Raw genomic sequence first — 26316 nt, forward strand, 5'->3', positions numbered from 1 at the left:
TAGGTTTTGATTAAAATAGTGTTAAATAACGAAAAAGGAGTGAGGGAAGTGGATGAGGCTTTAAAAGAGAATATTCTCGGTGCACTTGAACAGGTCATCGATCCGGAAATCGGCATTGATGTTGTGAATCTTGGCCTAGTTTATGGTATAGATATGGACGAAGAAGGAAAAGCAACGATCACGATGACTTTGACAGCAATGGGATGTCCGCTTGCTTCCACCATTGTGGATCAAGTGAAATATGCGTTGAGCGATATTCCTGAAATTAAGGATGTCGATGTGAATATCGTTTGGAATCCACCGTGGACAAAAGATCGAATGTCTCGCTACGCTAAAATCGCATTAGGAATTCCTGATTAATCAATAAATCTTTGTATAGTTCCAAAGAAAATCGTTTATAGAAGTGGAACTGATGAGTAAGAATAACCACCTGCGCATTGGTGCGCAGGTGTTTTTTCTGTAAATGAATGAACCATCCGACAAATGATTCGTCCATTATTGTCGTCCTGGCAAAAATATTTGCTCCTTCTATCTAAAGGTTGGGCACCTTTTATATTCATTTTCTCGCATGTGTTTTTTATTGGAAACAACGAGTAATGATAATGGTTGGACTGGATGACGAAAATAACCGTGTATAGATAATGGCGGGAGGCAAATTCTATGTACAGGCGCAATTATGCGTCAAAAAACAACGTCGTTTATGCGGAGGGGGCATACGTTGGGACAAAAAAGGCAATTTCATCCCGGAGAAAAAGCGCCAAATAACGGAATTTATGTAGAAGTAGGGGATACCGGAAGCAATGTGGTGAATCCAAAGCAAATAAAATTGGCAAAAGGCGACCGATTCCCGGAAAACTCAAATGACGAACGAATATGGACGTATAAACGGAAACCGTAATGTACGACAAGCAAGCCATCCGGAGACGGATGGCTTTACAGTTAAATCGGAAAAGTGAATAATGAATGTTGGAAAAGGAATGAAAAACGGATGGAGGGACCCATATGGATATCCAGCGGATGACGTATGCGCTCCAGGAAGGAATGGCGGAAGCTCAAAAATTGGCAGAGCAACAACAAAATACAGAAATGGACTTACCTCATCTGTTTTATGCGTTATTGAACAAAAGCGATAGTTTAATGGCCCATATTTTTGAGCGGGTCGGGTTGTCTAAAGAAGAAATCATCCATTATTTTCAAAAGCGGTTGGACGAATGCCCCAAAGTCAGCGGAGAAGGCGTCCAGTACGGCGCCTATCTTTCTAATCATCTGCAGATGCTTTTTCAAAAAGCAGACAAGGTGCGGGAGCAATGGAAGGATGATTATCTTTCGGTAGAACATGTGGTTTTGGCAAGCATGGATTTACCGGATCACGACTGGAAACAGTTTTTACATAAACATCAAGTGTCAAAGTCGCAGTTGGCTGCTGTTATTAAAGAGATAAGGGGGAATGAAAAAGTGGCAACCCAAAATCCGGAAGCCGTCTATGAAGCATTGAAAAAATACGGACGGGATCTTGTCGAGGAAGCGAGACAAGGAAAAATGGATCCTGTCATTGGCAGGGACAGCGAAATTCGCCATGTGATCCGGATTCTGTCGCGGAAAACGAAGAATAATCCGGTTTTAATCGGTGAACCGGGTGTTGGGAAGACCGCGATTGTGGAAGGCCTTGCCCAAAGGATTGTCCGCAAAGATGTCCCTGAAGGATTGAAAGATAAAACCATTTTTGCTTTGGATATGAGCGCGCTGATTGCTGGAGCCAAATTTCGGGGCGAGTTTGAAGAAAGGTTAAAAGCGGTTTTAAATGCGGTTAAGAAAAGCGAAGGGAAAATATTGTTGTTTATTGATGAACTGCACACGATTGTGGGCGCCGGAAAAACAGAGGGAGCCATGGATGCAGGGAATATGTTGAAACCGATGCTGGCGAGAGGCGAACTCCATTGTATTGGGGCCACAACATTGGATGAATACCGTCAATATATTGAAAAAGATCCGGCGCTTGAACGTCGTTTCCAGCAAGTTCTCGTTCAAGAACCGACAGTGGAAGATACGATTTCGATTTTACGGGGCTTAAAGGAACGGTTTGAAATTCACCACGGCGTTAATATCCATGATAGGGCTCTTGTAGCCGCCGCAACGCTTTCTAACCGTTATATTTCCGATCGGTTTCTTCCTGATAAGGCGATTGACTTGGTTGATGAAGCGTGCGCTTTGATCAGGACGGAAATCGATTCGATGCCGACAGAATTGGACGAAGTGACGAGAAGAGTGATGCAGCTTGAAATTGAAGAAGCTGCCTTAATGAAGGAGACGGATGATGCCAGCAAAGCACGCCTTGAGATATTAAGAAAAGAATTGGCGGATTTAAGAGAAACAGCGAACGAAATGCGGGCAAGATGGCAGAAAGAGAAAGAGGCTATTCAAAAAGTTCAGGAAAAACGCGAACTGTTGGAAAGACTTCGCAGGGAGCTGGAATTGGCGGAGAACCAATATGACTTAAATAAAGCAGCTGAATTGCGCCATGGCAGAATTCCCCAAGTAGAAAAAGAACTGAAGGAACTGGAAAACGAAGCCGCAACGAAACAGGACGAGAATCGGCTTCTTCGGGAAGAGGTGACAGAAGAAGAAATTGCGGGGATCGTTTCCCGTTGGACAGGCATACCCGTTACCAAGCTTGTAGAAGGAGAAAGAGAGAAATTACTGCGATTAGAACAAATTCTCCAAAACAGAGTAATCGGCCAAGAAGAAGCAGTGAAGCTGGTGAGTGATGCTGTACTAAGGGCAAGAGCGGGAATCAAAGACCCAAATCGTCCGATCGGATCGTTTTTATTTCTCGGTCCGACAGGCGTCGGAAAAACAGAGCTGGCAAAGACACTCGCAGAGGCATTATTCGATAGCGAAGAGCAAATGATTCGGATCGATATGTCCGAGTATATGGAAAAATTTTCTGTTTCGCGTTTAATCGGTGCTCCTCCTGGATATGTCGGCTATGAAGAAGGGGGCCAACTTACGGAAGCCATTCGCCGTAAACCTTATTCGGTTGTTTTATTGGATGAAATAGAAAAAGCGCACCCGGAAGTATTTAATATTTTGCTGCAAATGCTGGATGACGGTCGAATCACGGATTCACAAGGAAGAACGGTTGATTGCAAAAATACGGTTGTCATTATGACTTCCAACTTAGGCTCTTCCTACTTGTTAGATCGAAAAGAAGAAGGAGACATTCAACCGGAGACAAAAGAAAAAGTATTGAACGAATTAAAGCATCACTTTCGCCCGGAATTTTTAAACCGTGTGGATGATATTATTTTGTTTAAACCGTTGACGATGGAGAACGTAGAAGCCATTGTGGAAAAATTGCTCGGTGAACTAAAACAACGACTGAAAGATCAGGAATTGGATCTTAGAGTCACGGAAAACGCTAAGAAGCTCATTGCGAAAGAGGGATTCGATCCGGTATATGGAGCCCGGCCATTGAAACGGTTCATTCAACATCAAGTAGAGACTAAGCTGGCAAGGGCGATTATTGCCGGAGATATTTTGCCAAATAAAGAAGCGGTGATTGATGAAGAAAACGGAGAGCTCATTGTCCGTTCTTCTTAAATAGACGGGGGGATCTGTTCGCTCACACCTTCATGGCTGAAGTATCCATTTTGGCCATTGATGAAAGATGCCACAAGCCAAAAGGGGCGACCTCATCGGCCGCCCCTTTTGGACTCAATGTTTTTCAACCGGTTCGTCCGGAATCAGCGAGCTTAACAAAAAGATCAGAATCGCAAAGACAAACGTTAAAAGAAGGCTGAGACTGAAATTAAACGCTGCTCCGGCCATTGCTCCCACAACATATACGAGCATTAAAGACAAAAGAAATGCCCATACCAGTGTCATAATGAAACGCATCGGTTATTCACCTCGTTTTATAAATCAGTATGTACCTATTATACCTCTATCTTACCACACTTCCGTTCGATGATGAAATCTTTCTTACACATTTGAAACTCCTCCGTTTTGAATAGGCTGATTTCTTATCGAAAAATCTGTTGCCTTCATACAATATTAAGACTCACTATGCAAAAGGAGAAGTTGATCATGCAGCAAAAGATATTTCAGCATGATAGAGAGTGGTGCATTGTTCATTATCCAGTAAAGCCGAACGGTTTTGCCGTTATGATTCTAGGAGATCAAAATCATTATGTCACAGAAAAAGGGAGTTTTTGGATGGAAAACGAAACTAGGAGGGATTGGATTGACCAGTTGACGAAATCCGGCTATCTGGTATTTTATTCCAACTTTTTTGGGGCCCATTGGGGAAGCGAAAAGGCCGTGGAATCTGCATTGAACTTATACCACTATATAAAAAGACAGGAGATTATCAATCAGCGTATTCATATTCTAGCTGAGGGAACCGGAGCGCTTTTACTAAAAAACATGTTAACGGGTATTCAGTCCAATTTGCGCTGTGCAGTCGTCATCACTCCGTGCATTTCCCTACGATTGCATAATGAGCAAGAAAGAAAACAGAAGTTCTTCTTGAAAAAGTTCAGGAAGGAAATTTCTGTGGCTTATCAGGTCGAAGAAAAGGAATGGGAAAAAGTGATCCAAAAGGATACGGTCATTCCGCTGATCAAAACGAAAAATCCCCTTTATTTTATAGAAATCATTGGACACCTATCGTATAAAGGACAATTGGAAGTCGTCCAATCCGTTTGTAAAGAACGGATGAGGAACCATTTGCCGGTAAAACTCGAATTCTTTTTGCCGGAGAAGCGGCCGCTTATTATTCGAAAATGTTTGCGATATTTTCGCGAGCATGAAAAAGAATTATAAACCGGAAACGAACGGTTCATAAAAAAGAAGGATCCTTTAAAAAAGATCGCATATGCTCTACCAAAAGAAGCTTAAATGAAAGAGTTTCCTCGCTTAAGTTCATTTTTTACTAAAGATCCTTTAACAGCTAAGATTGGGAAGCATAAAATAGCTATATGGGGAATAAGGGGGGATGCCTATGAATGATGCAGTTGTGTTTTCCGGCAATTCATTTATTGGATTTGAATTGTGCCGAGTCTTTTTAGAGGAAGGAATGACGGTCCTTGGCTGCGATGAAGATGAGCTGGATGAGGATCGATTGTTGGAGATAGGGAGAAATGCTAATTTTCAATATCAAAAATTTCATCATATTCAAAGACCTGAGCACATACCATCCCCATCTTATCTCGTTTTTTCTTTTTATGATGGTTATTACCACCGAAAAGAAAACGCTTGGAAGGCGATCAAGCCCGTTGTTGAAAAAAGTTTGGATTGGAAAAAACATCATTTTATCTTTCTGTATCCATCTATTTGGTTGAAAAGAAAAGAAAAACATGATTTATACGTGGAGGCGGAGGAACTCCGAAAACAAGCTGAAAAAGAAAAAGCGTCCGTAACTGTTTTTTATTTACCGACCGTTTTCGGCCCTCGCCAGCCCAATTCTTTTTTATTGGCGGAAGCGATGACCAATCCTGCTTTTCAATGGGAACAAGCTTGCATTGATGAGGATCTTGAGGATGCTTTATACGTAGAGGATGCCGTCGACGTCATCAACAGGCAAAAAGAAAAGTCTAATACTTTTATCCTGGTAAATGCCAATCCGTCGAGCTGGGAAGCGGTTATGAGCCGTGTGATCCATGACGAAGAACAAATAAACGCTTTAAAAAAACGCTGTAAAGATCAATCACGAAATGCCTATCCTTTTGAAACCTTGCAGGTTGAAAACAAATTACCTATAGACGAAGCAGTACAAAAGCAAATTATTCATATAAAAAAACGAGAGATTTGTGATTTCCCCTTTTTTAAGTTTTAGAAGAAGTGTAGAATAAAGACTGGTCCAAATCGGGTACTTTTTCCTATTGAGGAAATGGGAAAGATTCGTAAATCTCATTTTTCTTTTAAAAGAGTTGGAGGAGGCGTGCTTTATGGATTTTTCTCTTTTTATACACGTACTCCCTTTAATATGTTAGAGCATCAACGCATATTTTATGCTTTAACAGCTTTTACCTGAAGTAGGGTTTGAAAAGAGGGAGTTCTCGGAATGGCAAAAAAAGTCGCAGTTGTAATTATAGTCATGATCTTATTCGCTTTGCTAACTTCTTGCAAGAAAGAAGATGATAAAGGACATCTTCAAAAAGTTGGAATACTGGTACCGGAAACCATAAATGATCAAGTATGGGGTACAAAAGGATACAGTGGTATGCTTCGCATTCAAAACCGTTTCGGTGTGGATGTTTATTACAAAGAATGGATGAACTCAAAAGTGCTGACGGAAAAAGCAGTAGAGGAATTTTCGCATAAAGGGGTTAATTTAATTTTTGGACATGGAAGTGAATATGCAGAAGATTTTAATCAAATAGCCTCTAAATTTCCAAATATCCATTTTGTCAGTTTTAATGGGAATGCCAAGTGCAAAAATACGACAAGCCTCAAGTTTGAAGGTTATGCTATGGGATTTTTTGGAGGAATGACAGCCGCCCATGAAACAAAAACAAAAAAGATTGCTGTTCTTGCTACCTATAAATGGCAGCCGGAGATCAAAGGGTTTGTGGATGGCGCCAAATATGAAAATCCTGACGTTCAAGTGTTTAAACAATATGTCGGAAATTGGGATGACACAGATCAGGCGCTTCATTTGCTTGATGGGCTGATTGACAAAGGGGCGGATGTCGTGTATCCGGCCGGCGACCGCTACAGTGTCCCGGTTATTCAAAAATTGAAAGAAAAAAGATTATATGCCATTGGCTATGTGTCTGACCAATCGGATTTGGGAAAGTATACGGTGCTTACAAGTACTGTACAGCATGTTGATAAACTTTATGAAGTAGCCGCCGCGCGTTTTGCAGAAGGAAAGCTTCCTCCTGGAAATTTGTATTTTGATTTTCAAGACGGTGTCATTACGATGGGTAAATGGAGCCCCGTGGTTGATAAACCATTCCGAGAACGGTTGAATCGCGATATCGCCATTTATACCAAAACAGGAAAGCTGCCAAGCAAAAGTGATAAGGGAGGCATTTAAATGAATGAACAAAAAAATATGGAATTCGTGCAAATGGCCATGAAATACTTACCTGAGGCGCAAGAAAAATTAAAGGAAGCGGGAATCAAACTTTCCATGGAGTTGATTCAGCCTTTTATGGATCTGTTTTTGAAAGTGATGAACGAAGCATATGAATTAGGGAAAAAAGAAGCCTTGAAAGAATAGGAATGGAAAAGGGGGGAATCCTATGATAATTGGGTTCTCCCCTAAATCATAGACCGCTTTTTTGCCGCAAGTTTTAAAAGTTCATGAATTTCATCCTTCCTGTTGGACGAATGAAAAAGTTTCTTTATTTCTTGATCCATTTTTCCAATAACGGCGTGACTTTATTCCAAAGTGGTTTAAAATGCTCAAAAGAGGACATCAATATATCCATTTGATTCATCAATTCCATAAAATCAACGTTTTCCAGATCCATCTCATCTTTTTTGTTCTCCGATTTTTTTTCGCCGTTACGTTCATGTTGGCCAAACATTAGTTTGTCAAAAGGATGTATATTGGTTTTTTGCTTCTCTTTCTCTTCCGTACTCATAAGTTAGCTGCCCCCTTTCCTTCTACCTTTTAGTTTATGTGTCTCAATTAAAACGGAATGGATAGAGTCCCATAGATATAGTGGGTTGAGGAAAAAAGTTTGCAAGACAAAAGTATTTTTGTTAAGATTAGTACCAGGTAATAATATGTGCTTATACCACTTTCTATAAGTCAATAGGCACTCAAAGCGTATTTTTCGCAATGAGCGCTCGTTGAACAAAGTTTTAAGAAGGAAGGGAAGCGTGTTGAACGCAGGAATTATTGGAGTTGGTCGCTACGTACCAGAAAAGGTTGTAAAAAATACAGATTTAGAAAAAATCATGGATACGTCTGATGAATGGATCCGTACGAGAACGGGAATTGAAGAACGGAGAATTGCCGGAGACGATATGGATACATCCGATATGGCGTTTGAAGCTGCGAAAAACGCCATTGAACATGCCGGAATTTCTCCAAAAGAAATAGACTTAATTTTAGTGGCTACTGTCACTCCGGATCAGCCCTTTCCAACGGTCGCATGCATGCTCCAAGATCGATTGGGGGCAACCAATGCGGCGGCGATGGATATTAGTGCTGCTTGTGCTGGTTTTATGTACGGGCTGGCAACCGCCCAACAATTTATCGTTTCAGGTACTTACCGTTACGTGTTAGTGGTGGGGGTTGAAAAACTTTCGAAAATCACTGACTGGAGCGATCGGAATACAGCTGTACTATTTGGCGATGGAGCTGGGGCAGCCGTAGTAGGACCTGTTTCTGAAGGAAGAGGAATTCTCGCTTTTGATCTCGGTGCGGATGGATCCGGAGGGAAATATTTGTACCAAGACCGATATATTCATATGAACGGTCGGGAAGTGTTCAAGTTTGCGGTTCGACAAATGGGAGAATCCTGCATTCGTGTGATAGAAAAAGCGGGACTTTCGAAAGAAGATGTCGATTTTCTAATTCCTCATCAAGCCAATATTCGGATTATGGAATCTGCTCGCCAACGCTTGGAGCTTCCTGTTGAAAAAATGTCGAAAACCGTTCATAAATACGGAAATACTTCTGCTGCCTCTATTCCAATTTCGCTTGTGGAAGAACTGGAAGCTGGTAAAATAAAAGATGATCAGGTTATCGTGATGGTAGGATTTGGCGGTGGTCTGACATGGGGAGCTGTTCTTCTAAGATGGGGACGGTAAAAATAAATCTTCTTGAACTCGTAAAGGAGATGGGGTAATGGAGAAAAGACGTGTTGTTGTAACCGGGCTTGGTGCGGTTACACCTGTTGGATTAAATGTTGAAACTTCTTGGGAAAATATCATAAACGGAGTAAGCGGGATTAAGCCTCTGACAAGAGTGAATCCTGATGAATTTCCTGCTAAAGTAGCAGCTGAAATAAACGATTTTAATCCGGAAGACTATTTAGAACGAAAAGAAGCAAGAAAAATGGACCGCTTTACTCAGTATGCCGTAGCTGCTGCCATTCAAGCTGTAAAAGATGCTGATCTAGTCATTGATGAATCAAATGCAGAACGAGTGGGAGTGTGGATCGGCTCCGGCATCGGCGGCATGGAAACATTTGAACAGCAGTTTGAAACATTCCAAAAAAGAGGTTACCGCCGAGTCAGCCCGTTCTTTGTTCCGATGATGATTCCTGATATGGCAGCCGGCCAAGTTTCTATTCTACTTGGTGCCAAAGGAATTAATTCCTGTACGGTGACAGCTTGTGCAACCGGCACAAACTCTATCGGTGACGCTTTTAAAGCGATTCAGCGCGGAGATGCCGATGTGATGGTGACGGGCGGTACAGAAGCTCCTATCACTCGTATGAGTATTGCTGGTTTCAGCGCCAATACTGCTCTTTCTACAAATCCGGATCCAAAAACGGCCAGCCGCCCCTTTGATGCAAATCGCGATGGTTTTGTCATAGGGGAAGGTGCAGGAATTATTGTTTTGGAGGAACTGGAACATGCATTAAAAAGAGGAGCGCGAATTTATGCTGAAATCGTTGGTTATGGCATGACAGGCGACGCTTATCATATTACAGCTCCTGCCCCGGGAGGAGAAGGAGGAGCGCGGGCTATGAAAAAGGCGCTCCAGGATGCCGGTTTAAAACCGGAAGATATTGATTACATTAATGCCCATGGAACAAGCACGCCGTACAATGATAAATTTGAAACGGCGGCCATTAAAACGGTTTTTGGTGAACATGCATACCGTCTAGCTGTTAGCTCCACTAAGTCCATGACAGGGCATTTGCTTGGTGCGGCCGGGGGCGTGGAAGCTATCATCACCGTCCTTTCAATAAAAAATGATATCATGCCGCCGACTATCAATTTGGAAACAAAAGATCCGGATTGCGATCTCGACTACGTTCCACATGAAGCAAGAAAACAAACGGTTCGCGCAGCCATCAGTAATTCATTCGGATTTGGCGGACATAATGCCACGATTGTTTTTAAAAAATATGAACAGTAATGGGTTTATGTCTTAAACGATTCATTTTGCATGTGTAGGATAAGATGATGGAAACCCTCAAAAAGGACAGAATGTGTTTTTCCGTTCTGTCCTTTTTTGATGGAAAATCATTTTTACTATTCCAAAAAATATATTCAAAAACCTGAGCGGTATAGTAAACTGAAAAAAAGACGATTAGGAGAAATGACAGTGTCCTTTTTTTGGATCCGATTCGTGATTTTTAGTTTGATAAGTGTTGTCTTTTTGTATCAGGAGTTTGAGCCGACTCAACATTTTGCCGTTTTGCTTCTTTTGTTTTCCCTTTTGTTGATCGGCTATTTTTTGCTATCCGTCGTGCCTAAACCAGCTGTTTTGCATGGTGTGATGGGGATTTTGCTCTTTTCATTCGGGTTCTTCGCATCTTCGGAAACGAAGGTGTATATCCTTTTTTTGTTTTTGTATTTGATGATGGAAGGAGCCGTATTGCTAAGTTCCAAAGACTTTCTTTACTCGTTCGGCTCTTATTTGATTTTGTCTTTTTTATTTCTTTATTGGAAAGTACCGGAAAAAAGCCCCTTTCTTTTAGTTTCTTCTCTCTTTGCCATTTTAACGTTCAGTTTAAATCGCAGTTTTGCAGCTCTGAAGGAAAAACAAAAGCTGTATGAAACGCTGGTCGGGGAGTTTCGAAAATTAAAGCGTATTTCTTATGAATCGGAGCGAACGGCAAGGCTGGAGGAACGAACAAGAATTGCCCGGGATATTCACGACTCTGTTGGGCACAAACTCACTGCACTGCTTATGCATTTGCAAATTTTATCCATGCAGAAAGGAGAAGATTTTGAAGAATTGAAGGGATTGGTACAAGATAGTTTAGAAGAAACAAGGCAGGCGGTAAGAGCTTTGAGGACAGAGGAGCATGAAGGAATTGCAACCGTTTTAGAACTTATACGCAAGTTAGAAGCGGAGAGCCACATTTTTTTGAATTTAACCATCAAAAAAGGGATTTTATCCACACCTCTGACCAATCAAGAAAGTATAGTTTTATATCGAGTGATTCAAGAAGCATTGACAAATGCCATGCGCCATTCTCATTCAAAAGAAGTGGAGCTGCAATTAGGGTTCGACGCGATTGGAAAACTGGAATTCTCCATTTCGAATAAAGTGGTTGAAAAAAAAGAGTTTACTTTTGGATTCGGTTTATCCAATATGGAAGAACGATTAAAGGAAATTGGCGGAAAATTGACGGTTTACTATACGGAAACGGATTTTGTAGTGGAAGGGAGCTTTCCGTTAAAGGGGGAAAACCGTAATGTGGAAAGTATTATTGGTTGAAGATCAGCCCATCGTAAGGCAAGGATTAAAAATGATGATGGAACAAGATCCGGAAATTCAAGTGATTCAAGAAGCAGAGAACGGTCTGGAAGCTCTCAAATGTTTAGAACGGAATCACGTTGATTTGGCAGTGATCGATATTCGCATGCCGGTGATGAATGGATTGGAAGCAACGAGAGAAATCAAAAAGCGATGGCCTCATGTGAAAATACTGATACTTACCACTTTTAATGATGAAGAATATGCCGAGGCCGCTTTAAGGGACGGAGCCAGTGGATTTTTGCTGAAATCGGCGGAGCCGCAGGCGTTCATCCGAGCTATTCACAGCTGCATGAGTGGAGGAATCACCATTCATGAGGAAGTGGCGGCAAAAGTGGTGCCGAAATTATTCAACCATCCCAAACCAGCAATAGAGCTTCCGCTGTCGCCCCGTGAAAAAACCATCGCCATTTTAGTGGGAGAAGGAAAATCCAATCGGGAAATTGCCGCCGAGCTTTATTTATCGGTGGGAACCGTCAAAAATCATATTTCGCAAATTTTGCAAAAGCTGCATCTTCGAGATCGTACTCAATTGGCGATTTTTGCCGTGAAAAATGGGCTTTGCTAATAAACAAAAGAGTGTCGGTGCATACCGACATTTTTTTATCGCCAAAAACATATGTCTACAAAAAATGACATTACGAAATCAAACGCTGATAGAAGCGGAGTTTCCTGTCGCAACCATTGTTAAACAATGACGGAGGTCATAGTTTTGGAAAAGAAGAGATGACGGAAGATAGTGTTTTCCCGATCGCAAACTCAGTACCATGTAAATAGAAAAACGAAAGGGGAAGAAAGAAAACATGATTGATGTGGTCAATATCACGAAAAAATTTAAAAAAATAACGGCTGTCGACGGGGTCAATATGTATCTGAACAAAGGCGAGACGGTAGGGCTTTTGGGACCAAACGGCGCTGGAAAATCTACAACCATTTCCATGATCGCAACGTTGATTCCTCCTACGGTTGGAGATATTCGATTGAATAACGAAAGCGTGATTAAGCATCCGGCTTATCTTCGCTCGATTCTCGGGATTGTTCCGCAAGAGATCGCCTTATATATGGATTTATCAGCAAGAGAAAACTTGGAATTCTTCGCAAGAATGTATAGGCTTTCAGGAAAAGAAAAAAAGAAAAAAGTGGATGAAGTATTGGACATCATTGGTCTTAAAGATCGGCAGCATGATTTGACGAAACATTTTTCAGGCGGGATGAAACGACGACTGAATATTGGGGCAGCATTGCTTCACGACCCGGAATTGATCATCATGGATGAGCCGACCGTTGGAATTGATCCGCAATCTCGCAATTTCATCTTACAAACTGTCAAGCGGCTGAACGAAGAAAAGAAAATGACGGTCCTTTATACAAGCCATTATATGGAAGAAGTCGAGTTCCTATGTGATCGGATTTATATCATGGACAACGGGAAAATCATTTCCTCCGGAACCAAAGAGGAGATTAAAAATATTCTTTCGGCCGAAAAGACGATCGTGATCAAAACGGAGAGGCTCAAGGAAGAATTCGTCCATGTTTTAAACCAAGAACCGACCATACGAAAAGTCTCAGTGGGAAATCAAACAGTATCGATTATCGTTCCGAAACAGGTGAACCTTTTTCAAAAAATTTTTCGATTCGCGGAGAGTACGGATACGGTCATTACTTCTATCGATGTTCAATCACCGACGTTGGAAGATGTATTTTTGCATCTTACCGGAAAAGCATTAAGAGACTAATAAGGGGGGAAGAACATGATCGCATCGCTTGTGAAAAAACAATTGCTATTATTACTGCGAAACCGACAGGAGCTGCTTGTGCTGTTGGGAATGCCGTTTCTATTAATTACGATTTTAGGCGTCGCTCTTGGCAGCGTTATGGATGGCGGCGATGAACCGATAAAAGGAAAAGTGGCCATCATCATTCAAGGAAATGAACAAAAGGATAAGGAAAAATTGATTCAAGAAATCAAGCAATCTTCGATTCCACAGCAGCAAAAACAGAATTTGATAGAGGGGACCCAATCGTTTTCGCCTATTGAACAATTAAAAGGCATTTTTAATAGTCCCAATGTGAAGAAATATATGGAAGTGAGCATCAAAGGCAGGACCGATCTTGACGATATCAGGAAAAAACGGGATGTATCTGCTGTGATCGTTGTTCCGAAACATTTTTCTTATAATGTGTACCGGCATGTCTTTTTAGGAGAAAAACGAGTTCCGCAGCTGACTTTCTATCAAAATGATGGGAAAATGGCGGCACTGGCCGCTCTTGATATTGTTAGGTCGTACCGTGACCAGTTGACCACTAACACGGCAATGACGAAAAACGGAATTCGTTTCAACGGCAATCATCATCCTGCGGAAATTTCGATGGAGTCTGTAACGAAAAGAAAACCTATGAAAGCCATTACCTATTATACTGTGGGAATGAGCGTAATGTTTGTATTATATATCGTTTCTCAAGTATCGACTTATGCTTTTCAAGAGAAAGAATCTCATGCGTTTGACAGGATGGTTTTGGCTAATATTCCGATCTTTAAATACGTATTCGGAACTTTTTTATCCGCTTTTGTTCTAGCGTTGCTGCAAATATTGATTTTATATGGGGCGGTAGAAATTGTGTACGGAGTGAAGTGGCCTAATTGGTTTTCCTTCCTGGCTATTTCCATATCGTTAAGCGCATCTGTGGGCGGATTGGCAGTGTTGATGATGGCCATCAATTTCCGCAGCCAATCGGAGTCGGCGTCTACGTTTTTTTCATCCGCCATTGTTTCCGTTTTTGCATTTGTCGGAGGCAGCTTTTTCCCCGTCGGACAGATTTCCAATGTGTTTCGATGGCTAGGCAATGCGACTCCGAATGGGGCGGGAATGAATGCCTATTTGAAGCTTTTGCAAGGCTACGGATTTACTGAAGTCGTTGGCTCTTTTGGATATTTGCTTGCATTAAGTATTTGTTTATTCATCATCGGGTGGATGATATTTCCTAGAAAGGAGATGCCTGCATGAAAGCGATTCTTCTGGCAAAATGGCAAATGTTTTTGAGAAAACCGTGGGGCTATTTCTTGATTTCTGTCATTTGTGTCGGCTTTGCTTTTATCGTCGGAAAAGCAAACGATACGAAAATGATCGTTCCTGTAGCCAGCCAATTGAACGAGAAGGAAACAAAGACGGTGTTGCACGAATTCCATCAATTCAATTTAGTTGATTTTCGATTGACAACGGAAAAGGACGTTCAACAAATGGTTGGCGAAGGAAAAGCAGAAGCTGGCATCATCTTGTCAAAAGATCACTTTCGTCTTGTGGTCACCTCACAAACCGGAAACGTACAGCTGATCAAGCGGTATGCAGAAAAGGTCCAAGACGAGTATTTCCAAAATCGCCACATCAAAATCGAATTGGAAAAGATGCCAAAGGAAATGAAAGAGCGAGTTCTTAAAGATTTAGATCAACCGCTTTTTCAAATCAAACAAAAAAGTTTGCACGATCACGGTACGGTGATTATTGATCCTCATCTGCAAAGCTTATTCGGTTTCGCTTTATTCTTTGTGATTTATACCATTGCTTTTCAAGTTGTGAATATATTGCAGGAGAAAAAAGAGGGAATTTGGGACCGAATGATCTTTTCCCCGATTAAAAAATGGCAAATGTACACAGGCAATTTATTGTTTTGCTTTGTCTTAGGGTACATTCAAGTTCTGATGGTTTTTTCTGTTTTTTATGCAATAGGCGTTGATTTTTATGGTGGTTTTGCCAAAACGCTGGTCATTTTGATTCCTTATGTATTTTCCGTTGTGGCTCTTTCTATATTTCTTACCGGCATCTGCAAGAGCGTTCCGCAGTTTCGGGCCATCTTGCAAATTCTAGCGGTCAGCATGGCAATGGTCGGTGGAGCTTATTGGCCGATTGAGATCGTTTCATCCCAAGTGCTTCTGGCCATTTCAAAGTTTGTGCCGGTGACCTATGCCATGCAGGCGCTGAAAGAAGCGACCATCTATCATTATTCGTTCAGCGAATTGTTATATCCGATCAGCATTCTGTTTATGATGGGAGTGGTGTTAATGGGAATCGGGATCAACTTGATGGAGCGAAGGCATGTTTAACGGGACCATTCATAAAATAGAAGATGATACGGACAAATTTGGCCAATGATTGGAACAAAAATGAGACGATTTCGTTTTCGCTAACCTTGTGAAGAAAAACATAGATTAGAGAGCAATCCTCCCTGAATCATTTTGGAAAGCAAGGGCTTAGTGGCCTTGCTTTTTTGTGTCTTTTGAATGGTTTTGAACATAAATATAAATACATAAAAAGGGAGGATGCCTTTCATGGGTGTATACAATACGAAAGAATGGCTAATGAATCATTGGGACGAACCACTCGAATGGATGAGCAAGATCGATGGAATCTCAGAACGGGAAGCGATTTCGTTTTATCGCTATTTACAGAAGCACGGCATGTTTGCGCCTTCCAAACGAACAAGACCCACTTTTGAGGGTCTTGTACAGAAAAAAGCTTGGAAGGAAATGGAACGTCTTTTTTTAAAATATAAACAGCTTTGGAATGGCCCTGATATCGGCATTTATTTGTTTCCTGTTCAATCCAATTTTTCCCTTTTTGGAGACAGACCGAACAAATCGGGTCTGGCTCTAGGCGACAAGATGTTTTTGTTTTTATCTCCCGACATTGACAAAGAACAATGGGAAGCCGTGTTTGTTCATGAATATCATCATTGTGCTCGGATGGAAAAATTGGAAAAAAGAGAGGAAGAGTATCGACTTTTAGATTCCATTTTGTTTGAAGGACTGGCGGAGTTTGCCGTGAAGGAATATGTAGGAGAAAAATGGAATGCTTCTTGGTGCAAACAATATACATCGGCTGATATAAAAAAATGGTGGCGTTCTTATGTACAAGATCACCTCATGCTGTCCAAACAAAATCCTGTTCATGATCGAATTTTATATGGGAAAGGCATGCTGCCGTCTATGCTTGGCTATGCGACGGGATTTTCCATTGTTGAGGAATGTGCAAAAAAATGGAAGAAAGGGACAAAGGAAATGCTTGCTTTGCCTGCCGAAACTTTTTTGAAAGAATGGAATCAATGATCACCTGTTTCCATCTCCCCATATAAAGGGGGATTTTTTGTTTTCAGTAAGGTTGAAAAATGTCTAAACGGTTTTAACGCAACGGAAATTCGTTGATCACATTTATGAATGTGAAAATTTGATTTTGAAAAAAGAAAGCATGTCGAGGAAATATCGCTTTCGCATAATAACGGGATTTCAGGAATATACATGAATCAAAAACGTTGGACAAGCCAACAGAGAGAAAATGGCGGCGAGGATGGAAAAAGGTGGGAAGAATCTTTTTTTGGCTTTTCGGATTCGGATTATCAGTGGCCGGCGGGGTCAGCATAATCTTGTATGTGAATTTAATGGCTGCAGGGCTGACGTTCGTTGAATACGTGAAATTTCTTGCGAAAAAAGGGAATTGTTATTTGTTTGTACTCGGATTGATCATCATCAGTCTTTCCATTTACTATCCACAGCCAAAGAAGAAAAAATAAGAACACATTCAAAAACATCCCCCTACAGGAATAATTTAACTTTCTTTTGCCCATACTGTGTGACAAATGAAGAAGATGTAAGGGGGTCTCTACATGTTGTACTTGCATGATGTCTGGGTAAATTGGTTTGAAGGCGAGGAAAACGGATATAATGTCTGTCCGTTTCATGAATGGAGGAAAGAGGACGCCATTGAATTATTAGACCAGGTGCCTCTTTTGAAAGTAAATAAGCTATTATACCACTTTATTGAAAATGATATGTCTGATTTGCCGAAAGACTTATTAAATGAAGTCTATCAAAAAGCCTATTTAAGAAAAAACCATGAACGCATCCAGTTGGATTATGCATTCGTTGTAACAGACGGAGCCGGTATTTTGGCTGTCGATACTATGGGCTACACTATCCCGATTCGAAAAAGCCGTTTGATTCCCCGTCAGGAACAATTAGTATACGAAATGATTGAAAATGAAGAAGAAGCAAACTTCGAATGGGAATTAGCTCATAAAGAGAAAGAACATCATATTCTTTCTCCTCTTCCGGATCAAATGTTCGGACTGACCAGGAAAGAAAGACAGCTGAAACAACTTTTGTTTATGGCTCTTGATCAACTTCAGTCTTCCAAAAATACAGCGGAAATTCGCTATTGGTATACAGAATGGGCGCCGGAAAAATATGCGCAAATTCAAGAAATGAATTTCGATGAAGCATGGAACGCTCTCTATGAAGAAACGAAAGTAGGCTGGACCGAAAAACATATGCAGCTTTGCGAAAATATTATTCGGGGACAAGCCTTTTTTGAAAAACTGTGGGAAATGGAAAATGGTTCTTCGAAAGTGAATTAAACGACGAGGCTTTGCAGGAGCAAAAGGTTATTCCAGGCGGGAGATGAGTGCCATCTTTCTGCTATTTTTTTGAATCTTTCATGAAAAATGATCGGCCGCGGGATGAGTCCCGCGGCCGGATTTTTATCTTCTTCTTTTTCTTCCGAGCCCCATGGCGTTTTTCATTTTTTGCAGCATTTTATTGGCCACATAGTTCGCTTTTTCTGCACCGCGGTCGAGAATTTCATCCAGTTCTTCAGAATCGATGAGTTCAGCATAACGTTGTTGAATCGGCTTTAGCTCTTCGATAATTAATTCCGCCAAATCTTGTTTAAATTCTCCATACCCTTTACCGGCGTATTTTTCTTCCAACTCTTTGATGGAAATATTTCCGAGAACGGAATAAATCGACAACAGATTGGAAACTCCGGGCTTAGCTTCCCGATCATAGCGGATAACTCCTTCAGAATCGGTAACGGCACTTTTGATTTTTTTCTCGATGAGTTTTGGTTCGTCAAGCAAGGTGATAAACGCTTTTGAATTCGGATCGGATTTGCTCATTTTTTTCGTAGGATCTTGGAGAGACATGACACGCGCTCCGGCTTTCGGCAAGCGGATTTCCGGTATGGTAAAAATATCGTTGTACTTTTTATTAAATCGTTCTGCCAAGTCTCGCGTTAATTCAATATGTTGTTTTTGATCTTCTCCAACAGGCACTAAATCGGTATTATACAATAAAATGTCGGCTGCCATTAGTGGAGGGTATGTGAGAAGACCGGCGGAAACCGCTTCTTTGCCGGCTGATTTATCCTTAAATTGTGTCATACGCTCCAATTCGCCGATATAAGAAATACATTGAAGAATCCAACCGGCTTCCGTATGGGCCGGAACTTCGGATTGAATGAAAAGAGTCACCTTTTCCGGATCAAGACCGACCGCCAAGTACAATGCCGCTAAACTGCGGATGTTTTTGCGAAGCTCAAGACGATCTTGCGGAACGGTAATGGCATGCTCATCCACAATGCAAAAATAACAGTTGTACTCGTCTTGCAGTTCAACAAATTGCTTCATTGCCCCAATATAGTTTCCCAGCGTAATCGTTCCGCTAGGCTGAATACCCGAAAAAATTGTTTTCATCATTTTCTACCTCCATCATGCATCCTAAAATTTTTTGATCCATAAAAAAACCATTCGTCCGTAAAGATTAGGGACGAATGGTTGTTCCGCGGTGCCACCCTAAGTTGCTCGCATGGAGCCACTTTGTTTCCATTCACATGGAATCCTTTTAACGCAACGGAATGCGCCTCTTCACTACTAAGCTTGAAGCCGTTCGCAAAGGGAGCTCGAAAGTCCATTCCAGCCGTCCGATTGTTTGTTTCCACCGACCACAAACTCTCTGGAAAACCGGTTATCGGCTGTACTCTTCTTTCTCATCGCTTCAATTATGTGTGTTCCTAATTATAACGAATTTTTAACAAGGATTCAAGCGGCTCAAGGGGAAAAGAGAAAGGCAATCATCAAATCTAAAACCACAAAAAAACTGCCTGTGATGATCAATGGATTCGTGAAACGAATTTTTCTTTTGCCAGCATCTAAACGTGAAACTACCGTTTGATCGACTGGGTCAAATTGTGAAACATACTGGCCTTCTTTGGACATTTTTCTTATTTGTTTAAAGCTATTCATGATTCCGTCAAAAAAACCTCCACCATAAACGAAAAGAAAGAGACCGATCGTCAAGAAAAAGAGACCGATCAAAAACGTGGAGTTGACAAAGCTAGTAAAAAAAGATTGCGGATCTATCAAAGAATACAAGGCAGAAATCAATATGTTAACAAAGAATAAAATAAAAACCGTCTTCATGAACAACGCTCCCTATGATATCGTAACAATCTTTTGCAGGTTGCAATCGCCGTTTCTACCTTTAAGTATACTTGTGATGAAAACGGCAGACAATGATCGGTCCACTTTAAAATCCATTATTTTCATGAAATGATTCTCATATTATTTTAGAAAAATACATCCATATCATGAATAGAAAATCAATTTAAAAGTTTAAACTAAGGAAACATATTAAAGCGTTATCATTTTAATTTAAAGAAGGAATTCTGTTTAATCATTATTTAATTAATATTCTAATAAGATAGTGTATATCGAAATGTAAAAAAATTAGTTATTGCAAAAAAGTTAAAATAGATTATAATAATTATCAAATCTTTCGAAAAAATAGGAAGATACTATCATAAAAGGAGGTCAAATTCCCTATGAAAAAGAAGTTCTCTCTTTTTCTCGTTCTCTTGCTTGCTCTTGGCACGGTGTTGACTGCATGCAGCGGCAGTAAATCCGGCGATGGCGGCAAAAACGGGGACAATGCCAAAAAAGATCAAGTATTAAATCTGGTTGAAACGCAGGAAATACCGACGATGGATTCTGCGTTAGCAACTGATGTTGTTTCCTTTACTGCTTTAAATAATGTAATGGAAGGGCTTTATCGTTTAGGAAAAAACGATGAACCTGTAGAAGGAATAGCGGAAGGGGAACCGCAAGTCAGCAAAGATGGAAAAACATGGACATTTAAACTACGCGATGCGAAATGGTCCAATGGAGACCCGGTAACAGCCGGCGATTTCGTATATGCATGGAGAAAAGTAGTGGATCCGAAGACTGCCTCTCAATATGCATACATAATGTATGACATCAAAAATGCACAAGCGATCAATGAAGGAAAAATGAAGCCGGAACAATTGGGAGTAAAAGCGCTGGACGATAAAACGCTTCAAGTTCAGCTTGAGTCACCGGTTCCTTACTTTAAAAATCTTCTAACGTTTGGAACATTCTTGCCTCAAGACGAAAAATATGTTAAAGAACAAGGCAAGAAATACGGTTTAGAAGCTGATACCACTGTTTACAACGGCCCGTTTGTTCTGTCTTCTTGGAAGCATGACGACAAATGGCAAATGAAGAAAAATCCGAATTATTGGGATAAAGATTCTGTAAAACTGAAAGAAGTTAATGTGAAAGTCATCAAAGATACGCAAACTGGAGTGAACTTGTATGAAAGCAATGCCACTGACCGCGTCAATCTCGATTCTGAATTTGTTGATAAGTATAAAAATGACAAAGATTTGAAATATGAAAAAGAAGCAACTGTTTTCTTCCTGCGTTTCAATGAACAAAACCCTGTATTGAAAAATGTGGATGCCCGCAAGGCCATCAGCATGGCTTTTGATAAAAATCAATTTACCAAAGTCGTTTTAAATAACGGATCTATCCCTGCTGATTATTTTGTTCCGGCAGAATTTGTCAAGGGGCCAAACGGAAAATATTTCCGAGATGAGAATGGAAACTTTAATACGTACAACGTAAAAGAAGCGAAAAAATATTGGGCAAAAGCGAAAAAAGCGTTGGGCAAAGACAAAATCACTTTAGAACTGTTAAATTATGACGATGACTTGTCCAGAAAAGCAGGCGAATATTTAAAAGAACAGCTGGAAAAGAACTTAAAAGGATTAACGGTTAATATTAAACAACAGCCGTTCAAACAAAAACTTGACCTTGAAGCCAAAATGAATTATGATTTCTCGCTTGCCGGCTGGGGACCAGACTATGCCGATCCGATGACGTTCATCGATATGTTTGTAACCGACGGCGGAAACAATGAAATGCATTATTCTAATCCTGAATATGACAAGCTTGTCCAAGAAGCCAAAACGACTTATGCTCTGCAGCCGGAAAAACGTTGGGAAGCGATGCTAAAAGCGGAAAAAATCCTTTTGGATCAAGATGCAGCCATCGCTCCTGTTTATCAAAGAGGAAGAGCAGTATTGCAACGTCCGTATGTAAAAGGATTGTTGAAACATAAAGTAGGCCCTGAACTATCTTACAAGTGGGTATCGATTCAGTAGAGGAATGAAGCTGACCTTGAAAAAGGAGGGTGTGTGCTTAAGAGCATATACTCTCCTTTTTCCCTAGTGGGAAAATCATTCTGAATATAAGGAATTGACAAAAAATTGTTGAGTTTTGTCATAATGAAAAAGGAATGGAGGTTATCGGATGTTAAGATATACCATCAGGCGTATTGTTTATATGCTTGTGACGATGTTTGTGATTGCAACGGTCACGTTTTTTCTTATGAAGCTTCTGCCTGGATCCCCGTTGCATAATCAAGAAAAACTTTCACCAGACCAACAAAAAATCATTCTGGAAAAATACGGATTAAACGATCCGCTCCCCGTTCAATATGTTCGCTATATGGGGAACTTAGTAAAAGGAGATTTAGGAGTGTCATTCCAATATAATAACCGTCCGGTGTCGACGATGATTGCAGAACGGATTGGTCCTTCCGCCGTTTTAGGGTTTCAGGCTGTCGTGTTTGGCACCATTGTCGGCATTTTGCTTGGAATCATCGCAGCCTTAAAGTATAACACAATCGTGGATTATGGAGCTACCACCATTGCCGTTCTGGGGATTTCCATTCCTTCCTTTGTTTTTGCGGGTTTTCTGCAATACTTTTTGGCGGTGAAGTTTCCGATCTTTCCGGTAGCGGATTGGGGCGGGTTCAAGTACACGGTGTTGCCGTCGCTTGCTCTGTCCGTACCCGTTATTGCCACAGTAGCACGTTTTATGAGAACGGAGCTTTTGGAAATTTTATCGTCGGATTACATTATGCTTGCCCGCGCAAAAGGGGTCGGGAAGCGGGATATTATTTTGAAGCATGCGCTACGAAACGCGCTTATTCCCATTATCACGTTGCTTGGTCCAATGATTGTGAACATTATAACCGGATCTTTAGTTATTGAAAATATTTTCGGAATTCCTGGTCTTGGGGATCAATTTGTCCGTTCGATTATGACGAATGACTTCGGCATGATTATGGGGACCACCTTGTTTTACAGCGCTCTGTTTATTTTTATGGTTTTTGTTGTGGATATTTTGTACGGAGTGATTGATCCGCGTATCCGTTTGACAGGAGGGAAGAAATCATGAATGCTGATCGTTTGCCAGACTTGAATCATCTCTCAGACGAACTGTTTGTTCCTGTTGAAAGAAAAGAGGAACAATTAGAAACTATCGAACGTCCAAGCTTGAATAATTGGCAAGATGCCTGGATTCGACTGAAAGGAAATAAAGGAGCTGTTGTCGGTTTAATTTTGATCATTTTGATTTCAGTGATGGCGATTATTGGGCCTAGCCTGTCCGGACACACGTATAAAGAACAAAATGTCGCTCATGCGAAACTTCCGCCTAAAATTCCTGGATTGGAAAAAATTTCGTGGCTGCCGTTCAACGGAAAGGATCAAGACGGATTTGATATGTACAAAGCCAAAAATGTAAAAGAATATTATTGGTTCGGCACGGATGAACTGGGACGGGATTTATGGACAAGAACTTGGTATGGAACTCGCATTTCGATTTACATCGGTATTTTAGCTGCGGCCATCGATTTGCTGATTGGCGTTTTATATGGAGGCATCTCTGGTTTTTACGGAGGAAAAGTGGATGATATTATGCAGCGGATCAGCGAAGTGTTGATGGGAATTCCGCAATTAATTATTGTCATTCTCTTTATTCTCGTGATCCAGCCGGGAATCATGTCGATCACATTGGCGATGGTCATTACCGGCTGGGTAAATATGGCGAGAATTGTCCGCGGACAAATATTGAAATTGAAAAACCAAGAATTTGTTCTTGCTTCCCGAACGCTGGGGGCTTCCAATAAGAGATTGATAGCTAAACACTTGATTCCCAATATAGTGGGCCAAATTGTTATTACCACTATGTTTACGGTTCCGAATGCCATTTTCACCGAGGCGTTTTTAAGTTTTATCGGTTTGGGGATTCGGCCGCCGGAAGCTTCTCTCGGCTCATTGGTGAACGACGGATTCAAATCCTTGCAAACGAATCCTTATATGCTCATCATTCCATCTGTCATCATCAGCTTGTTGATCTTAAGCTTTAACTTATTGGCAGATGGATTGCGCGATGCGTTAGACCCGAAGATGCGTAAGTAAGAAGAAAGAGGAGAATCGAAATGGAAAATATACTCGAAGTTAAAAATTTACATGTTTCCTTCGATATGCATGCAGGAGAGGTTCAGGCTGTTCGGGGGGTGAATTTTGAATTAAAAAAAGGAGAAACGCTGGCCATCGTGGGAGAATCCGGGTCGGGAAAGTCGGTGACCACTAAAGCCATTATGCGTTTAATTCCCAGCTCGTTCGGTTCGATTAAAGAAGGAGAAATTTTATTTGCCGGAAAAGATCTGACGAAATTATCGGATTCGGAAATGGATCAAATCAGGGGAAAAGAAATTTCGATGATTTTTCAAGATCCGATGACATCGCTGAATCCGACGATGACCATCGGAAAACAAATTATGGAACCTTTAAGAAAACATCGAAAGCTGTCAAAAGTAGAAGCGAAAAAAAAGGCGATTGATCTTCTGCATTTGGTTGGTTTACCTCAACCGGAAGCGCGCTTTAAGCAATACCCTCATCAATTTTCAGGCGGACAAAGACAGCGAATTGTGATTGCCATTGCGCTTGCATGCAATCCGAAAATTCTCATTGCCGATGAACCAACGACGGCTTTAGATGTGACCATCCAGGCACAAATTTTAGAATTGATGAAAGATTTACAACAAAAAATGGAGACTTCCATCATTTTCATTACCCATGATTTAGGAGTGGTCGCCAATGTAGCGGATCGTGTGGCGGTCATGTACGGCGGGCAAATAGTTGAAATTGGAACAGTGGACGAAATATTTTATGATCCAAGACATCCGTATACATGGGGGCTTCTTGCTTCGATGCCGAGCATGGAGATCGATCAGAATGAGGAATTAAAAGCGATCCCCGGTACTCCCCCGGACTTGCTTCGTCCACCTAAAGGCGATGCTTTCGCTTTAAGAAGCGAATATGCTTTGAAAATTGATTTTAAATATGAACCGCCTGTTTATAAGGTTTCGGATACCCATCTAGTGAAATCGTGGCTGCTTCATCCGGAAGCACCGGAAGTGGAGCCGCCTGAAATCGTGAAACAGCGTATCCGCTTGATGCCAGGCAATTATAAGGAACCGTTGCTCGTGAAGGGGGTGTAGAAAGGTGGCAGAAAAATTATTGGAAATCCAAAACTTGAAACTTTATTTTAACGAAGGTAAACCGAACATGGTAAAAGCGGTAGATGATATATCGTTCGATATCTATAAAGGAGAAACGCTTGGCCTTGTTGGAGAGTCGGGATGCGGAAAATCAACGACAGGAAGAACGATCATTCGTCTATATGAAGCGACAGGCGGTAAGGTTTTATTTCAAGGAAAAGATGTACACGGCAGAAAATCGAAAAAGGAATTAAAAGAATTCAATCGGAAAATGCAAATGATTTTCCAAGATCCTTATGCATCCCTGAATCCACGGATGAAAGTCGCTGATATCATCGCGGAAGGCATCGATATTCACGGATTAGCGAAATCCAAAGAAGAACGAATGGAAAAAGTATATAAATTACTGGAAACAGTTGGATTAAAAAAAGATCATGCAGACCGATATCCTCATGAATTTTCAGGCGGACAGCGGCAAAGAATTGGAATTGCACGCGCTCTTGCAGTGGAACCGGAATTTATTATTGCGGATGAACCGATTTCTGCGTTGGATGTTTCCATTCAAGCACAAGTAGTCAACTTACTAAAAAAATTGCAAAAAGAAAAAGGGCTGACGTATTTATTCATCGCCCATGATTTGTCCATGGTGAAATATATCAGCGATCGAATTGGTGTGATGTATTTTGGCAAATTAGTGGAACTGGCACCAAGCGAGGAACTGTATCGGAATCCTCTTCATCCTTACACACAATCCCTTCTCTCGGCCATCCCGCTGCCGGATCCTGAAAGTGAACGTTCGCGAAAAAGAATTTTGTATGATCCGAGCGTCCACCAATACGGACCTGATGATCAATTGGAAATGCGGGAAGTGACTCCCGGACATTTTGTCTATTGTTCAGAAAAAGAGTGGCATCAGTATAAAAACAGTCTAAACGAGTAATTTTGCATTCAAAAGATTTGAATGGTGCATCTTAAGAACGTTTGCGAAAAGCGATATTCTTTATATGAGGAAACACGATCCTTTTTCAGGGGATCGTGTTTTATTTGCACACATGTATCTGTCTAAAGTTCCAATTAAGAAGGCAACAGCCGCGATAGCTTAACGGAAGAGCGTACATTGAGGCGGAATCTGAAGGAAGAGGACGGCAAACTTCCGGTGAAAGAATACGGATTACCCGTTTTTCATCATCGTATACATCATCAGCGGGGGATAAAAGGACATTACACTTGTGCCTAATGTCTTTAGCGATGATTTAAATTCGCAGTTCCTGTTGTCCAAGATCCATTTATCTGTTTCCATATGTGGCTCATTTCATTTTTGCGAACCTTTTTTGTGAGAGAGCAGGTTCTTTCGGCATTCCGATTGTTTGGATTCTTTCTTGATTTGTCGAAGTCATCTCCAGGATGCGTCGCCAAAATAAAAATAAACATCTCT

General features: G+C 41.0%; 26 protein-coding genes and 1 other annotated feature. Of the genes, 22 read left to right on the top strand and 4 right to left on the bottom strand.

Annotation, left to right across the window (positions count from 1 at the left end; all coding sequences use genetic code 11):
* Nucleotides 1-48 precede the first annotated feature (48 nt).
* The 3 genes from BSM4216_RS04360 (at nucleotide 49) to clpB (ending at nucleotide 3600) form a co-directional block, all read left to right on the top strand.
* Nucleotides 49-360, top strand: a complete 312-nt coding sequence (locus BSM4216_RS04360; protein WP_048622864.1) for a metal-sulfur cluster assembly factor — start codon at nucleotides 49-51, stop codon at nucleotides 358-360.
* Nucleotides 361-718: 358 nt separating this feature from the next.
* Nucleotides 719-898 (top strand): YjzC family protein, encoded by a 180-nt coding sequence (locus tag BSM4216_RS04365; protein ID WP_040341183.1) that lies wholly within the window; start codon nucleotides 719-721, stop codon nucleotides 896-898.
* A 104-nt stretch (nucleotides 899-1002) separates the two neighbouring features.
* Nucleotides 1003-3600, top strand: a complete 2598-nt coding sequence (gene clpB / locus BSM4216_RS04370) for an ATP-dependent chaperone ClpB (protein ID WP_048622865.1) — start codon at nucleotides 1003-1005, stop codon at nucleotides 3598-3600.
* A 114-nt stretch (nucleotides 3601-3714) separates the two neighbouring features.
* Here the strand turns inward: clpB and BSM4216_RS04375 are convergent, their stop codons facing one another.
* Nucleotides 3715-3897 (bottom strand): YjzD family protein, encoded by a 183-nt coding sequence (locus tag BSM4216_RS04375; RefSeq protein WP_003353700.1) that lies wholly within the window; start codon nucleotides 3895-3897, stop codon nucleotides 3715-3717.
* A gap of 189 nt (nucleotides 3898-4086) precedes the next feature.
* On the opposite strand from BSM4216_RS04375, the gene BSM4216_RS04380 reads away from it, so the two are divergent.
* From BSM4216_RS04380 to BSM4216_RS04395, 4 genes are all read left to right on the top strand, one after another.
* Nucleotides 4087-4824: a hypothetical protein gene (locus BSM4216_RS04380; RefSeq protein WP_048622866.1), complete on the top strand. Its 738-nt coding sequence runs from the start codon at nucleotides 4087-4089 to the stop codon at nucleotides 4822-4824.
* Nucleotides 4825-5002: 178 nt separating this feature from the next.
* The gene (locus BSM4216_RS04385; protein ID WP_048622867.1) at nucleotides 5003-5836 is read left to right on the top strand and encodes an NAD-dependent epimerase/dehydratase family protein; all 834 of its coding nucleotides are present in this window, start codon (nucleotides 5003-5005) and stop codon (nucleotides 5834-5836) included.
* Between the two features lie 228 nt (nucleotides 5837-6064).
* Complete coding sequence (locus BSM4216_RS04390; protein WP_048622868.1) at nucleotides 6065-7042, top strand: BMP family ABC transporter substrate-binding protein; 978 nt, start codon at nucleotides 6065-6067, stop codon at nucleotides 7040-7042.
* Entirely contained in the window at nucleotides 7043-7228 is a 186-nt protein-coding gene (locus BSM4216_RS04395; protein WP_003353696.1) for a ComZ family protein, read from the top strand. It abuts the gene before it with no gap.
* A gap of 124 nt (nucleotides 7229-7352) precedes the next feature.
* On the opposite strand, the gene BSM4216_RS04400 is transcribed toward BSM4216_RS04395, so the two are convergent.
* Nucleotides 7353-7595 carry a hypothetical protein gene (locus BSM4216_RS04400; RefSeq protein ID WP_048622869.1) on the bottom strand — a complete coding sequence of 81 codons (243 nt, stop codon included), beginning with the start codon at nucleotides 7593-7595 and terminating at the stop codon, nucleotides 7353-7355.
* Between the two features lie 244 nt (nucleotides 7596-7839).
* Here BSM4216_RS04400 and BSM4216_RS04405 point away from each other — a divergent pair, with 244 nt between their 5' ends.
* From BSM4216_RS04405 to BSM4216_RS04450, 10 genes are all read left to right on the top strand, one after another.
* Nucleotides 7840-8772 carry a beta-ketoacyl-ACP synthase III gene (locus BSM4216_RS04405; protein ID WP_040341178.1) on the top strand — a complete coding sequence of 311 codons (933 nt, stop codon included), beginning with the start codon at nucleotides 7840-7842 and terminating at the stop codon, nucleotides 8770-8772.
* A 37-nt stretch (nucleotides 8773-8809) separates the two neighbouring features.
* Nucleotides 8810-10051: a beta-ketoacyl-ACP synthase II gene (fabF, locus tag BSM4216_RS04410; RefSeq protein ID WP_003353693.1), complete on the top strand. Its 1242-nt coding sequence runs from the start codon at nucleotides 8810-8812 to the stop codon at nucleotides 10049-10051.
* 189 nt (nucleotides 10052-10240) lie between these two features.
* Nucleotides 10241-11362 carry a sensor histidine kinase gene (locus tag BSM4216_RS15895; protein ID WP_061778467.1) on the top strand — a complete coding sequence of 374 codons (1122 nt, stop codon included), beginning with the start codon at nucleotides 10241-10243 and terminating at the stop codon, nucleotides 11360-11362.
* Nucleotides 11340-11969, top strand: coding sequence for a response regulator transcription factor (locus BSM4216_RS04420; RefSeq protein WP_048622870.1), 630 nt, complete (start codon nucleotides 11340-11342; stop codon nucleotides 11967-11969). The genes BSM4216_RS15895 and BSM4216_RS04420 overlap by 23 nt, the downstream gene beginning before the upstream one ends.
* Before the next feature lie 235 nt (nucleotides 11970-12204).
* On the top strand, nucleotides 12205-13137 hold the full coding sequence (locus BSM4216_RS04425) for an ABC transporter ATP-binding protein (RefSeq protein ID WP_048622871.1): 933 nt from the start codon (nucleotides 12205-12207) through the stop codon (nucleotides 13135-13137).
* 15 nt (nucleotides 13138-13152) lie between these two features.
* Nucleotides 13153-14406 carry an ABC transporter permease gene (locus tag BSM4216_RS04430; protein ID WP_048622872.1) on the top strand — a complete coding sequence of 418 codons (1254 nt, stop codon included), beginning with the start codon at nucleotides 13153-13155 and terminating at the stop codon, nucleotides 14404-14406.
* Complete coding sequence (locus tag BSM4216_RS04435) at nucleotides 14403-15500, top strand: ABC transporter permease (RefSeq protein WP_048622873.1); 1098 nt, start codon at nucleotides 14403-14405, stop codon at nucleotides 15498-15500. Before BSM4216_RS04430 ends, BSM4216_RS04435 begins: the two co-directional genes overlap by 4 nt.
* 225 nt (nucleotides 15501-15725) lie before the next feature.
* Nucleotides 15726-16502: a DUF2268 domain-containing putative Zn-dependent protease gene (locus tag BSM4216_RS04440; RefSeq protein ID WP_048622874.1), complete on the top strand. Its 777-nt coding sequence runs from the start codon at nucleotides 15726-15728 to the stop codon at nucleotides 16500-16502.
* Between the two features lie 248 nt (nucleotides 16503-16750).
* Nucleotides 16751-16963 carry a YuzI family membrane protein gene (locus BSM4216_RS04445; protein ID WP_003353688.1) on the top strand — a complete coding sequence of 71 codons (213 nt, stop codon included), beginning with the start codon at nucleotides 16751-16753 and terminating at the stop codon, nucleotides 16961-16963.
* Between the two features lie 93 nt (nucleotides 16964-17056).
* A complete protein-coding gene (locus BSM4216_RS04450; protein WP_048622875.1) occupies nucleotides 17057-17806 on the top strand; it encodes a YjbA family protein in 750 nt (249 codons plus the stop codon).
* A gap of 123 nt (nucleotides 17807-17929) precedes the next feature.
* Here the strand turns inward: BSM4216_RS04450 and trpS are convergent, their stop codons facing one another.
* Both trpS and BSM4216_RS04465 read right to left on the bottom strand, forming a co-directional pair.
* The gene (trpS, locus tag BSM4216_RS04455; protein WP_156179217.1) at nucleotides 17930-18925 is read right to left on the bottom strand and encodes a tryptophan--tRNA ligase; all 996 of its coding nucleotides are present in this window, start codon (nucleotides 18923-18925) and stop codon (nucleotides 17930-17932) included.
* Between the two features lie 63 nt (nucleotides 18926-18988).
* Nucleotides 18989-19228: a binding site (T-box leader), on the bottom strand.
* A gap of 48 nt (nucleotides 19229-19276) precedes the next feature.
* Complete coding sequence (locus BSM4216_RS04465) at nucleotides 19277-19648, bottom strand: DUF3899 domain-containing protein (protein WP_048622877.1); 372 nt, start codon at nucleotides 19646-19648, stop codon at nucleotides 19277-19279.
* 401 nt (nucleotides 19649-20049) lie between these two features.
* On the opposite strand from BSM4216_RS04465, the gene BSM4216_RS04470 reads away from it, so the two are divergent.
* From BSM4216_RS04470 to BSM4216_RS04490, 5 genes are all read left to right on the top strand, one after another.
* A complete protein-coding gene (locus BSM4216_RS04470) occupies nucleotides 20050-21690 on the top strand; it encodes a peptide ABC transporter substrate-binding protein (protein ID WP_048622878.1) in 1641 nt (546 codons plus the stop codon).
* 148 nt (nucleotides 21691-21838) lie between these two features.
* The gene (gene opp3b / locus BSM4216_RS04475) at nucleotides 21839-22771 is read left to right on the top strand and encodes an oligopeptide ABC transporter permease (RefSeq protein WP_003353683.1); all 933 of its coding nucleotides are present in this window, start codon (nucleotides 21839-21841) and stop codon (nucleotides 22769-22771) included.
* The gene (gene opp3C / locus BSM4216_RS04480) at nucleotides 22768-23796 is read left to right on the top strand and encodes an oligopeptide ABC transporter permease (protein WP_048622879.1); all 1029 of its coding nucleotides are present in this window, start codon (nucleotides 22768-22770) and stop codon (nucleotides 23794-23796) included. The genes opp3b and opp3C overlap by 4 nt, the downstream gene beginning before the upstream one ends.
* Before the next feature lie 20 nt (nucleotides 23797-23816).
* Nucleotides 23817-24881, top strand: a complete 1065-nt coding sequence (locus tag BSM4216_RS04485) for an ABC transporter ATP-binding protein (RefSeq protein ID WP_048622880.1) — start codon at nucleotides 23817-23819, stop codon at nucleotides 24879-24881.
* 4 nt (nucleotides 24882-24885) lie between these two features.
* Complete coding sequence (locus BSM4216_RS04490; protein ID WP_048622881.1) at nucleotides 24886-25821, top strand: ABC transporter ATP-binding protein; 936 nt, start codon at nucleotides 24886-24888, stop codon at nucleotides 25819-25821.
* Nucleotides 25822-26316 lie beyond the last annotated feature (495 nt).

Origin of the sequence: Bacillus smithii, assembly GCF_001050115.1 — a bacterium.
GTDB classification, from domain to species: domain Bacteria; phylum Bacillota; class Bacilli; order Bacillales; family DSM-4216; genus Bacillus_O; species Bacillus_O smithii.